11 protein-coding genes are annotated in these 13,585 nt (G+C 73.5%); 1 reads left to right on the forward strand and 10 read right to left on the reverse strand.

The window, feature by feature from the left end:
- Nucleotides 1–2: 2 nt before the first annotated feature.
- From ACZ6AA_RS25005 to pqqA, 6 genes are read right to left on the reverse strand one after another with little or no spacing between them, the layout of a single operon-like run.
- Entirely contained in the window at nt 3–1,220 is a 1,218-nt protein-coding gene (locus ACZ6AA_RS25005; protein WP_471460061.1) for a glycoside hydrolase family 88/105 protein, read from the reverse strand.
- Nucleotides 1,220–2,314 carry a pyrroloquinoline quinone biosynthesis protein PqqE gene (gene pqqE, locus ACZ6AA_RS25010; RefSeq protein ID WP_471460063.1) on the reverse strand — a complete coding sequence of 365 codons (1,095 nt, stop codon included), beginning with the start codon at nt 2,312–2,314 and terminating at the stop codon, nt 1,220–1,222. Before pqqE ends, ACZ6AA_RS25005 begins: the two co-directional genes overlap by 1 nt.
- The gene (pqqD, locus tag ACZ6AA_RS25015) at nt 2,311–2,655 is read right to left on the reverse strand and encodes a pyrroloquinoline quinone biosynthesis peptide chaperone PqqD (protein WP_471460065.1); all 345 of its coding nucleotides are present in this window, start codon (nt 2,653–2,655) and stop codon (nt 2,311–2,313) included. Before pqqD ends, pqqE begins: the two co-directional genes overlap by 4 nt.
- Entirely contained in the window at nt 2,648–3,436 is a 789-nt protein-coding gene (pqqC, locus tag ACZ6AA_RS25020; RefSeq protein ID WP_471460067.1) for a pyrroloquinoline-quinone synthase PqqC, read from the reverse strand. Before pqqC ends, pqqD begins: the two co-directional genes overlap by 8 nt.
- Nucleotides 3,433–4,344 (reverse strand): pyrroloquinoline quinone biosynthesis protein PqqB, encoded by a 912-nt coding sequence (gene pqqB / locus ACZ6AA_RS25025; protein ID WP_471460069.1) that lies wholly within the window; start codon nt 4,342–4,344, stop codon nt 3,433–3,435. Before pqqB ends, pqqC begins: the two co-directional genes overlap by 4 nt.
- Before the next feature lie 9 nt (nt 4,345–4,353).
- The gene (pqqA, locus tag ACZ6AA_RS25030) at nt 4,354–4,491 is read right to left on the reverse strand and encodes a pyrroloquinoline quinone precursor peptide PqqA (protein ID WP_468454684.1); all 138 of its coding nucleotides are present in this window, start codon (nt 4,489–4,491) and stop codon (nt 4,354–4,356) included.
- 324 nt (nt 4,492–4,815) lie between these two features.
- Here pqqA and ACZ6AA_RS25035 point away from each other — a divergent pair, with 324 nt between their 5' ends.
- Nucleotides 4,816–5,598, forward strand: coding sequence for an aldo/keto reductase (locus ACZ6AA_RS25035; RefSeq protein WP_468455053.1), 783 nt, complete (start codon nt 4,816–4,818; stop codon nt 5,596–5,598).
- A 53-nt stretch (nt 5,599–5,651) separates the two neighbouring features.
- Here the strand turns inward: ACZ6AA_RS25035 and ACZ6AA_RS25040 are convergent, their stop codons facing one another.
- Genes ACZ6AA_RS25040 through ACZ6AA_RS25055 form a run of 4 tightly spaced genes read right to left on the reverse strand, consistent with a single transcriptional unit; the run spans nt 5,652 to nt 13,560 of the window.
- Complete coding sequence (locus tag ACZ6AA_RS25040; RefSeq protein ID WP_471460071.1) at nt 5,652–10,052, reverse strand: SAV_2336 N-terminal domain-related protein; 4,401 nt, start codon at nt 10,050–10,052, stop codon at nt 5,652–5,654.
- Nucleotides 10,042–11,298 carry an AAA family ATPase gene (locus ACZ6AA_RS25045; RefSeq protein WP_471460073.1) on the reverse strand — a complete coding sequence of 419 codons (1,257 nt, stop codon included), beginning with the start codon at nt 11,296–11,298 and terminating at the stop codon, nt 10,042–10,044. Before ACZ6AA_RS25045 ends, ACZ6AA_RS25040 begins: the two co-directional genes overlap by 11 nt.
- 1 nt (nt 11,299) lies before the next feature.
- On the reverse strand, nt 11,300–13,213 hold the full coding sequence (locus ACZ6AA_RS25050; protein ID WP_471460075.1) for a VMAP-C domain-containing protein: 1,914 nt from the start codon (nt 13,211–13,213) through the stop codon (nt 11,300–11,302).
- A gap of 8 nt (nt 13,214–13,221) precedes the next feature.
- Nucleotides 13,222–13,560, reverse strand: coding sequence for a CU044_2847 family protein (locus ACZ6AA_RS25055; RefSeq protein WP_468454676.1), 339 nt, complete (start codon nt 13,558–13,560; stop codon nt 13,222–13,224).
- Nucleotides 13,561–13,585: the final 25 nt, after the last annotated feature.

The following is a 13,585-nucleotide window of genomic DNA, read 5'->3' on the forward strand; positions in this document are numbered from 1 at the left end:
GCTCACCTCTTCTTCCTGAGCTGCTCGTTCATGATCAGAAATGCCCCGAGGCCGTGGAAGTCGTTGGTCTGCCGGGGCCGGGCCGTGTAGAAGGCGTAGTCGCCGACGTTGGTGCCGATGGAGATGTCCGTGAGGTTGGTGAGCCCGTCGGAGCCGAGTGAGATCTTCTTCAGGACACCCGCGTATCCGCGGCGCGCGACGCCCTGGTACGACGGCGGGACGTAGCCCTTCTCGGCGGCGCGCGACAGGGCGAAGGTGAACATGCTGGAGCAGGACGTCTCGGTCCAGTTGCCGCTCTCCGCCCCCTTGTTCACGACCTGGAACCAGCGGCCGGTCCCCGGGTCCTGGGTCCGCGCGATCCCGTCCGCCAACTTCCGTACGTGGCTGAGCAGTTCGGGCCGCCCGGGGTCGCTGCGCGGAGTGGCGTCCAGGACGTTCACGGCGGCCATGGAGTACCAGCCGATCGCCCGGCACCACTGCTCCGGGGCACGCCCGGTGTCCTTGTCGGCCCAGGGCGCGGTCCGCGACTCGTCGTAGGCGTGCTGGAGCAGGCCGTTGTCCGCCTGGAGACGGCGCGCGTACACGTTCAGCTGCTCGACGGCCTCGCGGTCGGTGTACGTCTCGTCGCCGAACTCCTTGCCGTACTCGACCAGGAACGGCGTGACCATGTAGACGCCGTCCGACCAGAGTTGGTGCGCGCGGCTCGTGGTGTCGGCGTGCCAGAAGCCGCCGTCCTCGGTGCGCGGGTAGGTCCTCAGACGGTCCCTGATCTTCCGGGCGGCGACGCGGTAGCGGTCCTCGCCGGTCTCGTGGTGCAGGATCACCAGGAGCCGCCCGGCCTGGATGCTGTCGAGGCTGTTGAACTTCTGCCCGATGTTCCCCTCGCTGTCGACGAAGCGGTCGACGTAGCTCTTGATGTACGCCAAGTAGCGCTCGTCGTGGGTGCGTTGATACGTCTGGTACTGGCCGAAGAGGTAGAGGCCGACGGGGTAGGACCAGCCGCCGATGGTGGCGGGCGTGAAGCGGGTCGTGGTCGACTCGACCATCGCGACGGACCAGTCCGTGCCTTGGGGCCGCGCGGTGGGCGCCCGGTCGGCGGCGGGTGCGGCATCGGCCGCCGCGGGGGCCGTCTGCGCGGCGAGGGCGGCGCATCCGGCGAGGAGCGCGGCCAGCCGCAGCAGGGCCGGTATCGGTGAGGTGGGTGAGCCGGGGCGGCGCATCAGGTTCCTCCCTCGCGGTAGGCGTAGCCGGGGTGGTCCGGTGCGGGCCCGCGTGCCGCGTCGACCAGGGCGCGCACCACGCCGTGGTCGGGCGAGCGGTGGCAGGCGGGGTCCGTGCGGGCGGCGTCGCCGGTCAGGGCGTGGGCCTGGCAGCGGCAGCCGCCGAAGTCGACGGTGCGCAGCTCGCAGGAGCGGCAGGGCTCGCGCATCCAGTCCTCGCCCCGGTAGCGGGTGAACGCGGGCGACTCCCGCCAGATCCAGTCGAGCGGCCGGTCCCGTACGTTGGGCGCGTCCGCACCGAGCAGCTCCGCCGCGGCCGGGCAGGGCAACACCGTGCCGTCGGGTGCGACGGTCAGGGACACCGCGCCCCAGCCGCCCATGCACGGCTTGGCGGTGGCGTCCACGTAGTCGGGCGCGACCCACACCAGCTCCATCCGGCCGCCGAGCCGGACCCGCCACCGCTCCAGGGTCACCCGGGCGCGGGCCACCTGCTCCGGGTCGGGAAGCAGGGCGTCGCGGTTGCGCAGCGCCCAGCCGTAGAACTGGGTGTTGGCCAGCTCGATCCGGTCGGCGCCCCAGGCGAGGCCCAGCTCCACGAGGGCGTCGACGGCGTCGAGGTTGGCGCGGTGCAGGACGGCGTTGAGACCGAGCGGCAGGCCTGCCTCGCGGACGAGGCGGGCGGCGCGCTCCTTCGCGCGGGTGGCCCGGGCCCCGGCGATGAGGTCGGCGCGGGCGGGGTCGGCGTGCTGCACGGACAGCTGGACGCTGCGCAGGCCCGCGTCGACGAGCCCGGCCAGGCGCGCCTCGTGCAGGCCGACGCCGCTGGTGACGAGCTGCGTGTGGATGCCCGCCGCGTCCGCCGCCGCGACGATGTCGCGCAGATCGCGGCGCAGCAGCGGCTCGCCGCCCGACAGATGCGTCTGGACGACGCCCAGGTCGGCGGCCTGCCGCAGTACGTCGCCCCACTCGGCGCCGGACAGTTCTGCTGACCGACTGTTCAGTTTGACCGGGTTGGAGCAGTAGGCGCAGCGGAGCGGGCAGCCGTGGGTCAGCTCGGCGAGGAGGGCCCAGGGCGGTTCGGGGGCAGGGCTCATCGCAGCCACCTCTGCGCCCGCAACCGGCCCAGGAACACCGGGACTTCGGCGCGGACCGGCGCGCCCGGGTGGCGCCGCTCCAGCTCCTCGACGATCCCGGCCACATCGCGCTCCCCGTCGCACAGCGCCACGATGCTCGCGGCCGCGCCCCGCAGCACCACGACGCGCTCGGGCAACAGGAGCAGGTCGGCGCCGCGCACCCGGTCGCGGCGCAGGACGACGGAGCGGGCGAGGACGGGGCGCCAGTCGGGACGTACGGGCTCGCCCTCGCCAACGCCCCGACCGACGACGCCCGGCCTCTCGGCGACCGGCGCCCGACCGTCCACGAAGGTCTCACGCATCACCGTCCCCCTCCCCCGCACCCTCGCCGGAAGCCCCGCCATGAGCCCCGTCGGAAGCCCCGTCCACCGCGTCGAGCAGCGACCACAGCACATCGCACTTGAAGGCGAGCGCCGCCACAGCCCGCTCCTGCTCCTCACGGGTGCGGGCCCAGGCGCGCACCAGGCCAAGGGCTTCCTGTCCGTCCCTGCTGCCCTGGCCGACGCGGCCCCGGAAGTAGGTGAGCCCTTCCGTGTCGATCCACGGATAGTGCCGCTCGAACGCGGCGATGCGGGTGCGCATCAGGTCGGGCGCGGACAGCTCGGTGAGCGAGGCGGCGACGGCGTCGAGCGCGGGCCGCAGGCGGCAGAAGTTGACGTATCCGTCGACGGCGAGCCGCACCCCGGGCAGCACCCGGGAGGTGTCCCACAGCTCCGCGCGCGCGATGCCCGCGGCCTCGCCGAGCCGCAGCCACCGCTCGATGCCGCCCTCGCCGGGTCGCTCCCCGTCGTGGTCCCTGATCCGCCGCGACCAGCCCCGGCGCAGCGCGGGGTCGTCGAACTTGGCGAGGATCAGGGCGTCCTTGACGGGGATGTGCCGCTGGTAGTGGAAGCGGTTGGCGATCCAGCGGCGCAACTCGGCGCGGGTCAGGGTGCCTTCGTGCATGCGTACGTTGAAGGGGTGGCGGTCGTGGTAGCGGGCGGCGGAGACGGCGCGCAGCCGCGCGGTGAGTTCGTCGGGGGTCCAGGGCGCCCGGTCGGCCCCCGCCCCGGGGCCCGTCACAGTCTTGACGGTCGTGGTCACAGCTCGATCACCATCCGGTCCTGCGCGACTTCGAGCCCCCGGTCGGCGAGTTGCTTGTGCTGTTCGGCGCTCGGGTCGCCGAGCGGGTTGGTGTTGTTCAGGTGCGTGTAGAGGCATCGTCCGGGCAGCGCGGCGAGGCGGTGGGCGGTGCCGTCGGGTCCGGAGATGGGCAGATGGCCCATGCCGGTGGCCGTGCGGTCGCTGAATCCGGCCCGCCGGGGTTCCTCCTCGTCCCAGAAGGTGCCGTCGACGAGGACGACGTCCGCCTCGCGGGCGGCCTCCTCGAAGGCGTCGGTCCAGGCGGCGAGCGCCGGGGCGTACAAGGCGGTGCGGCCCGTCCCGGTGTCGTGCAGGCGCAGGGCGACGGACCAGGCGGCGTCGTCCGGGCCGAGGTCGGCGGCGTAGCGCGGCCGCTTGGCCGAAATCCGCACCGCGGCGACCCGCACTGCTGACTGGTCGTTCAGTTGCCGCCCGGCGCCCGTGAGTTCGTGCCAGCGCGTCGGCGTGTACGGGCCGAGCACGGCGCCGAGTCCGAGGCGGTCCCGGACGGCGCCGAGCACGGGCGCGGTGGCGAACACGTCGACGCCGTCGCGGGCCTCCCGGAGCCGGGCGATGCCGAGGGTGTGGTCGAGTTCGGCGTCGGTGAGGACGACGCCGGCGAGCGGGGAGAGCCGGGTGTCGGCGGTGGGGCCCGGTTCGGGGAGCAGGCCGGGGCAGGTCTCGATCTGTTCGCCGATGTCGGGGGTGGCGTTGACGACGTACCAGCGGCCGGGGCTCGCGCGCAGGGCGAGCGAGGCGTGCAGGCGGCGGCGTTCCGGGTGGGCGCGTGCCCCGGCACAGCCGGGGCACGCGCAGTTCCACTGGGGGAGCCCGCCGCCCGCCGCGGTGCCGAGCACCTGGAGCAGCATCGGGCGGGTCTACCGGTCGGCGAGGCGGTACGCGGTGACCTCGAGCGAGGTCTCCACGACCGTGTACTCGGGGGTCTGCCAGCCGATGGGCCCGGTCTCGGGAGAGACCGGGGCGACCTCCGGGGTCTCCGTCTCATGAGTGTTCATGTGCGTGTTCCTGCCTTCCTGAAAAGTGGGGGTTCAGGAGTCACTGAGACGAGTTGCCACACATGCGCCTTGGGTGTTCACATGGATGGCCTGCGTTCAGTGACGTGCAACAGAGTTGCGTCATGACGGGACGCGGTCAATGGTTCGGACCGATAAGGTCGGAGCTATATCTAGCCATTCTCAGGGCGCCGGACAGCGGGAACGCCACGCCAGGAATGCGGCCCGGTCCCTGATCGTTGACCATGGATGTACCACCCGACGACGTATAAGGATCGAGAGCTCGTGAGCAAGGTCCCCCCGATCATCCTGAACAACGGCATCGAGATGCCGCAGCTGGGCTTCGGTGTCTGGCAGGTGCCGGACGACGAGGCGGAGCGGGCCGTGGCGACGGCCCTGGAGTCCGGGTACCGCAGCATCGACACGGCGGCCGTCTACGAGAACGAAGTGGGCACCGGCAAGGGCATCGCCGCCTCCGGAATCGACCGCGACAAGCTCTTCGTCACGACGAAGCTCTGGAACGACCGACAGGGGTACGACTCGACGCTGCGCGCGTTCGACACCTCCCTGGAGAAGCTGGGCCTGGACTACGTCGATCTGTACCTGATCCACTGGCCGATGCCGTCCGCGGACACGTACATCGACACGTACAAGGCCTTCGAGAAGATTCTCGCCGACGGCCGCGCCAAGTCCATCGGCGTCTCCAACTTCCTGCCGGAGCACCTGGACCGCCTCATCGACGCCACGTCGGTGATCCCCGCGGTGAACCAGATCGAGCTGCACCCGCACCTCCAGCAGCGCGCCTCCCGTGAGTATCACGCCCAGCAGGGCATCGCCACGGAGGCCTGGTCGCCGCTCGGCCAGGGCAAGGGCCTCCTGGAGGTCCCGGCGATCATCGCCATCGCCCAGAAGCACGGGCGCACGCCCGCGCAGATCGTGCTCCGCTGGCACATCCAGCTCGGGAACGTGGTCATCCCCAAGTCGGTGACCCCCTCCCGCATCAAGGAGAACATCGACGTGTTCGGCTTCGAGCTGGACCCGGAGGACATGGCGGCGATCAGCGCGCTGAACGAGGACCGGCGGCTCGGCCCCGACCCGGCGGAGATGTAGTTCCGGCAGTCCTGACGGACAGGTGACTCCTGCGGACCACCTGCGCCGCCCCTTCAGCGGCGGCGCAGGTGATTCAGCTCTTCCTGGATCCTGAGGGACTCCGGATGGTCGTCGCCGAGTGCGGGGGCCACATGCGCACGTGCCCACTCCAGCAGGGCGACCGCGTGCCAGACATCGCCCACGGCGGCGCAGTGGTTCACGGTCCTGCGGTACGTCACGACGGCGCTCTGCGTGTCACCCGTCTGCGCGTACAGCCAGGCGACACGGCGGACGGCGGCGAGCGTGTCGGGGTGCAGCTCCCCCTGCGCACCCCGCCGCAACTCCATGGCCTGCACGTACGCGGCGAGGGCCTGGTCCACGTCGTCGGCGTCCAAGCGCACGCGCGCCACGGCCTCCAGGGTCGTCACGGTGTCGTGGTGCTGCCTGCCCAGCGCCGCCCTCCTGAAGTCCAGGACCCGCTCGTACAGCTGGAGGGCGTCCTGTACGTTGCCGGCCTCGCGCTGGGCGTCCGCGAGCCGGTCGTAGGACGGCCAGGTGTCGGCGTGCCCGTCCCCCAGCGCTCTCCTCCGGGCGTCGAGGACGCGCTCGCGCAGCGCGACGGCCTTGTCCCAGGCCCCCGCGGAGCCGTGCGCCCCGGCGAGGTGTTCCACCGTGCGCAGGGTCTCCGGATGGTCGTCGCCCAGCCCGGCGGCGCGGGCCGCGAGCGACTTCTCGTACAGCGCGATCGCACGCTGCCAGTTCTCGTCCCGCGTGTGCACCCCCGCGAGCCGGTCCCCCAGGGCCAGGGTCTCCGGATGCCGCGGGCCGCGTACCGCCGTGCTGTTCGCCAGCGCCTCCTCGTACGCCTCGACCGCCCAGGGCCGCAGGCGTTCGGAGTCCTCGTACAAGTACGCCAGGTCGCTCATGGCCCTGATGGTCCGCGGGTGGTCGTCCCCGAAGGCGCGGCGGCAGGAGGCCAGCGTCGACTCCGCCGTGCTCTGCGCCCGCGTGTGGTCGCCCGCCCGGTGGGCGGCGGCGGACAGCTTGCCGCGTACGTCGATCGTGAGGGGGTGCTCGTCGCCCAGCATCCTGCGGCACTCCGCCCGGGTGTCCTCGTACAGGGACACCGCCTCCTGCGCGTTGTCCTCCAGCACGGTGTCCGCCAGGCCCGCGCGTGCGGCCAGCGCGTGCTCGTCGTCCTGCGGGTACCTCTCCGTGCTGAGCTGGAGCACCGCGTCGAACTGCTGCCGGGCCTCCGGCACGGATCCCAGTTCCAGGTGCGTCGCCGCGAGTTCGAGGCGGAGCGCGAGGGTCTCGCTCTGGCCCGCGCCGAGCGTCCTGCCCAGGGCGAGCACCATGCTCTCGTACAGCGCGACGGCCCGCCGCGCGTCCCCTGCCGCACGGTACGCCCCTGCGAGCTGCCCGGACGCGGCCAGGGTCTCGGGCGCGTCCGCCCCGGAGATCCTGCGCAGGCTCTCGACGGCACGCTCCAGCATCCCGACGGCCCGTTCCGGCTGCCCTTGGGCGAGGACGTATCCCGCCGTCAGCGCGAGCGAGGAGGCGAGCGGCGCGGAGTCGTCCTCGGGCCGGACGTGCTCCGCCAACGCGAGGACGTGCGGCAGCACTTCGCGCCAGCGTGGCCAGGTGTAGACGGCCTTCGGGTCCCGCGGCAGGGTGTTGGCGAGGCAGACGGCGGCCTCGGCACGGGCCCAGCCGACGGCCTCGCGGCTCCGGAACGGAGTGGAGTCGTCCGCCGTGCGGACCGCGTGCTGGACTCCGGGGTGCACCTGGATCACCTCGTCGTCGACACCGACGAGGCCGAGGATTTCCAGAAACCGCAGGGCTCTGCCCAGCTCCCGGACACTTGCCACGCGGGACACCACCGAGCGCGGTACGGGATCGGGGGCCAGCCACGCGAGCACGTTCAGGACCCGCGCCGCCAAGGGATCCTCGGACGCGCGCACCACCTTCCGCAAGAGGGAACTCCGGTCGCCGCCCTGACGGCGGCCGGTCAGCCTCCGGTACTCCTTGACGGACATTCTCGTACGGGCGATGTTCACGGCGGCCCGCGTCACCGCGAGCGGATGACAGTCGAGTTCCTCACAGAGGGCCGCCGCGCCGTCCAGCGCCGCGGCCTTGCCCGCCAACGTGGTCAACAATTCGACGGCCTCGGGGAGTTGGAGAGACCCGAGGTTCATCGGCGTCAGGACGGCCCCCTGGCCCGCGAGAAACGTCGGACCCCACCCGGTCGTGATCCGACTCGTCATCAGGACCCGGCCACCGGCACCGAGTCGGGCCAGGACGTCCCGCACGTCGGCGGAGTCGCGCACGTCGTCGAGGATGAGCACCCAGTCCGAGTGCGAGGCCAGCCACCACACGGCCCATTCGACGCCCGCGCTCCGGGGCAGCGCGCCCACGACAGCGGGGTTCAGTGCGTGGGCCAGCGCGAGCAGACCCTCGCGTATCTCCTCCGCCGAGTCCGCACGCACCCACCACCAGGTCCCCCGCGGGCGGGTCGGCACCGTCCTCTCCACCCACGCCGCCGCGAGCTCCGTCTTGCCCACGCCCGCCATGCCGTGGACGACGACCACCCGCAACCTGTCGGAGGGGACGTCTGTTCCGAAGAGGTCCGCTTCGAGGCGCTGGAGTTCCCCGGACCGGCCGACGAACGCCGCGCTGGGCCTCGGGATGTTCACCGCCGCCGACAGGGCCGGCGGGGGCGGCGCGGTGACCGACTCCCCCTCCACTGCCGTCGGCCGCTCCGCCTCAACCGGCCGCTCCACCACCGGTATCGCCCGCCCCCGCAACAGCCCCAACGCCTCCTCGCTCACCAGCGCGAACGGCTCCCCCGCCGCCCCGAGCCCCCGGCTGCCCGCCCCCTCCGCCACGGCCACCACCGCCCGGAACGCGCGCGTCGCCGAGCCCGCCCGGGCCTCGATCTCCGCGCCGATGCGGCCGAGGAGTTCGGCGACGGCCAGGGACTCGGGGCGCGGCAGGGTCTGGAGCAGGGCGCTGCGCGCTCCCGGTACGAAGTCGTAGAGGCCGCTGGCCGGGTCGACCGGCTCAAGGAGGCCGCTCAACAGCACCTCGGCGAGGTCGCTCGGCCGGGAGCCGGGGGTGACGCGCTGCTGGATGAGGCGCATCACCGGCAGCGCGGGCACCGAGAGGGCGACGTGCGCCGCGAGGTCGGCGGCCGTGGGCGAGGCGGCAGACTGGAAGCGGAGGATGCGTTCGGTGATCGGCAAGTCGCCCTCTTCGGCGACGGGTTGCTCCTGCGGGCAGGCGTCGGCGGTGACGTAGGTGACGGCGGTGTCGCGGTGGTGGTCGCCCTGGGCCATGAGGAGACCGGCCCAGTCGGCCAGCCACTCGGGGGCGAGCTCCAGGACGGGGACCGGGACGGCCCCGGCGGGGCGGCGGGCGCTGCCGTCGTGCGGGGTGAACCGCAGGGCCGTGTTGGGGGCGCCCGCGCGGGAGGCGATGGCGCGGCCGGGGACGGCGGGGGCGGCGGTGCGCCGCCAGAGGCGTTCGGGGAGCGGCTGGAGGAGCGCGGTGGGGCCGCGCCCGGCCCACAGGTGCAGGGCGGGGCCCGCGCGGCCGCCCCACCAGTGGGGGCCCGAGCAGTCGCTGAGGACGAGGACGACCTGACGGCCCGTCGGGTCGAGCACGGCCGCGGGGGCGATGGCCGGGCCGCGGGGCGAGGAGCGCACGCCGACGCGCTTCCCGAGGTCGGCGAGGTGCCACACGCGGACGTCACGGAACGCGCCGGTGCGCTGCATGGCCTCGCGCAACTCCCGTACAAGGGGCCGCCACACGGTCATGGCCGGGCCGGTGTCGACGACGAGGGCGAGGCTGAGCAGGCGGTCGGTGGCGGGCACGAGGACCGGGGCCCACGGGAGCGAACCGGGGTGTTCCGCGGCGCGCGCGGCCGTCGCCGCCTCGTCGAGGACGCGGCGGCGACGGTCGGGGACGCGCTGCTTCAGGGGGCGCAGGGCGCGCTGGATCGCCAGCTCGTGGCGCAGGGCCTGCGGGGCGGGTACGAGGACGTCGTCGGCGTCGGCGCCGGGGTGGGGGGCGCCGCGTGGGAGGTGCAGGGCGGCTCTGGGGGCCTTGGGGGCGGTGTCGGTGGTGGTCGCGCCGGGGTCGGTGGTGGCCGCGTCGGCGTCCGTGCGGGCCGGTCCGGAGGGGTCGCGGCCGTCGTGGCCGGGGCTGCCGCCTTCGGCCTCACCGGATCCTCCGGCGCTCTCGGCTCCCCCGGCTCCTCCGCCTCCCCCGGCTCCCGGGCCGTGGCCGCCGGGACGGCCGGGCGTGCGGGTGCCTCCCACCCTCCCCTCGCCGAGCGGCGGCAGCTGCCCGCCCCCGGCTCCGTCCTCGCCCGGCGGCAGCCGCTCCGCGAGCCACAGCATCTCGGCGAGGGCCAGCGGAGTGACGGGCGGCCCGAGGGCGGCAAGCAGGTCCCGCAGCCGGTCAAGCGTCATCGGACCGCGCCGCCTCGGCGGTCAGGAACGGCATCACCTGGTCGGCCAGCTTCGCGACGCTCTCGGGCGATTCCGTGAGGGCCGCGTGGTGGCACATGTAGATGGCGTTGAGGAGTTGGTCGTTGGCGAGCAGACCGCCGCTGCGCCGGTCGAAGAAGCGCTGGATGACGTCCCGCACCCCGGCCGGGAGCGCCCCGTCCGCATCCTCGACGACGGGGCCCAGGTGCTCACGGACGATGGCGGTCAGCTCGTCGAGGGTCGCGGGCTGCTTCAGGTCCACGGTGACGCAGCGGCGCAGGAACGCGGGCGGGAACTCGCGTTCGCCGTTGCTCGTCATGACGACGAGGGGGAAGGCCCGGCAGGTGACGGTGCCGTCGCGGATCTCCACCCGGTCCTTGGTGCTGTCGGCCGTCATCACCCGGGCGGTGGGTGCCGCGCGGCGGGCCAGCTCGACGAGTTCGTAGGAGCCCTTCTCGAAGATGGTGAGCAGGTCGTTGGGCAGGTCGATGTCGCTCTTGTCGATCTCGTCGACGAGCAGGACGCGGGGCCGGGCGAACGGCAGCAGGGCGGTGCCGAGGGGGCCGAGGCGGAGGTAGTCGCCGATGTCGTCGCCCGCCGGGCGGTCGCCTGCCCCGGCGCTGTCCGCACCGCCGCCGTCCACCCCGTTGCCCCGCGCCTCGCTCGCCCCGTTGCCTCCCGCGCCGTTGCCGCCCGTGCCGTCGTGGCGTGCGCGTTCGGCGGCGTAGAGGCGGGTCAGGGGGTCGTACGCGTAGAGGCCGTCGCGGAGCGTGACGCGGCTGGTGATCGGCCAGTGCAGGACCTTGCCGAGCCCCAGCTCGTGGGCGACGGCGTAGGCGAGGGAGGACTTGCCGGTGCCGGGGGCGCCGGTGACCAGGAGCGGCCTGCGCAGATAGAGGGCGGCGTTGACCTGGCGGACGGCGTCGGCGCTCGGGCGGTAGCTGACGGCCGCGTGCTGGTTGCCGGAGTCGCCGGGCGGGGTGGGCAGGGGCGGGCCGCCCTTGAAGGTCCGCCAGGGCGGCGGGGCCGGGAGGCGCGTGATGCCGTCGTGCGGGGTGCGGGTGCCGGAGTAGATCTGCCAGGAGGTCGGGGGGCTGGAGGGCGCAGGGCCAGGGGGCGAGGAGTCGGAGGGCGGAGGGCCGGAAGGCGGAGGGCCGGAAGGCGGAGGGCCGGAAGGCGGGGTGTGCGGCGGTGGGTCGGACGAGGCTGGCGTCGGCGGCGTCGGCATCTCAGGCGCTCCCTTTGTTCCCCATCGGGCTCCCCATGGTGTTCCCCATGGCCAGCGGTGGATCAGGCATGCGCTCCGGGTCGTCCCAGAACAACGTCAGGCGGTGCCCGCAGTGATCGGCGTCCCCTTTGTGCGGGGAGCGCGCCTCCTTGCGCAACTTCATGATTTCCACGGGCAGTCGGTCGGGCTCCAGGGTGGCGACCGCCTCGGTGAGCCGGTCCAGGAACGCCTTGGGCGCGCACATCGCGTGGTCGTCGTCGCCACAGTCGTGCCGCCGCCACAGCATGATGGGCACTCCGGTGTCGAGGGCGGCCGAGAGCCAGTCGTCGACGGGCCGGGCGGCGTACGCGAGGGCGCACAGGTCGTCGTCGGCGTCGAGCCAGCCGTAGAACTGCTCGTAGCCGTAGCGAAGTCCGCAGTCGACGGGCACGGGCCGGGTCTCGCCGCGTGCCCGGACGGTCTCCCAGCGTTTGCGGGTGAGCCGGGAGACGGTCAGCGGCTTGAGGCGTTCCACGTGCCGGACGACGACGGGCACGGTGCGCATGGGGCGGGGCCGGGCGGCACCGGGCTCACGGATGTGCCACTCCTCGTACGGCTCACTCATCAGCCCCGGCGGCACCACGAACTCCAGCATCCAGTCGAACTCGTGGATCCTGCCGACCTGTTCGGCGAGCAGTGCCTCGACGCGCGCCTGCAACTGCTGACGGCGGATCCGCACGGGCCCGGCCCTCCCCACCGGCACGCCGTCGACGACTGTGCACACGGACAGCTCCAGGCTGCCGCCGCGGGTCATGGGCTCGGCGCGGAACACGACGGAGCCGGTGGGAGGGGGCGCCTCGGCCCGAGCGCCCCCGCCCGGCCCTTCACCCGGCCCGGCGTGGGGCCCGCCCTGGATCCCCCCGTAACCCCCTCCACGGATCCCGCCGTGACGTCCCCCCTGTCTCTCTCCGGGACGCCACCCCTGGATCCCTCCATGAAGCCCCGCGCCGGGCTCCCCCACCCTCTCTCCCTCCCCCTCCCACTCCCCCTCCCGATCGCCAGGGACCCACCGCCGAGTCCAGGCCGCGACGCCCGGCCCGCTGCCGCCCGGCGACCACTGCCCGAGTTCCCAGAGGAGCCGGGCGAGCCGGTCCTCGCCGGTCAGCTCCTCGGCGACGTACCGGACCGTCTGCCACACCGACCGGAAGGGCGGCGGATCGCGCCGCAGCGTGGGAAAGGCCCGCCGCACCGCCAACTCCAGTGCGTTCGGCTCGACTTGAATGCCATCGAACAGGGCGCGCAGCTCGCGTCGCGGCGCGGGCGGCAGCCAGTCGAGGGGCAGCAGGTCGTCCAGGCCCTCCCAGTGGCGGCGGATGACGTCCAGGGAGAGCATCCGGCCCAGGTAGCCCTCCTGGTCGCCGGCGAGTACCGCGTCGGTGACGATCCCGACGACCTGGCGGGACTCGATGTCGTACACGGCGGCGCCGCTGAACCCCTCGTCCAGGCGCTGGAGATGGGCCTGCTCGACATCCATCTCCAGCCATTCACTGCTCAGTTGCCGGTCCTCACTGGTGCGCAGCGTGACATGGGTGCCGTTCTCCTCGTGCCCTTCGGGGAAGCCGAGGGCGCGCAGCACGTACGCGGTGCGGCCCGCGCGCGGCCGCAGCGCGCCGAGCGGGGCGAAGACGCAGGCCGGTACGCGTAAGGGTTCGTCGAGCGTGAGCACCGCGATGTCGCCGGTGTCGCCGAAGCGCCGCCAGTCCCCGGACCAGGACACGGTGGCCCGCAGTCCGTCGGCGCGGCCGGGCAGCGCCACACGGATCTCGCGCAGGCCGTCGACGACGTGGGCGCAGGTGATCAGGCGGGTGCTGTCGACAAGGACGCCCGCGCCCAGCGGCGCACCGCCGACCGTGCCGATGCGGGCACGCCAGTGCATGTCCGCCATTATTCGCCTTGCGCGTCCTCGCGGGACCAGGTGAGTTTGACGGTCAAGTGCCCCTCGGCGGCGGTCTTCGCGATGACGGCGCCCGCGGCGGCGCTCAGCTTGACCCCGAACTCCAGCGAGATCTCGTCGGGGTCGAGTGCCTGCGTACGGAAGGTCCGCAGGGCGGAGAGCGCGGCGCCGCGCACGTTGCTGAGCGCCGACTCGAACCGGCCCTCCACATCGTGGATCTCACCGTCGCCGTCCCGCCGCGACACGGACCTGTACCCCGGGTCCCTGGAGTCCACCTCCACGACGACCGGCCCCTCGTCCGACTCCCACCGCATCAGCTCGTTCGCCATCCGCGCCCCCCTGGGTCAGGTGTCC

It is taken from the genome of Streptomyces sp. NPDC040610 (assembly GCF_055594065.1).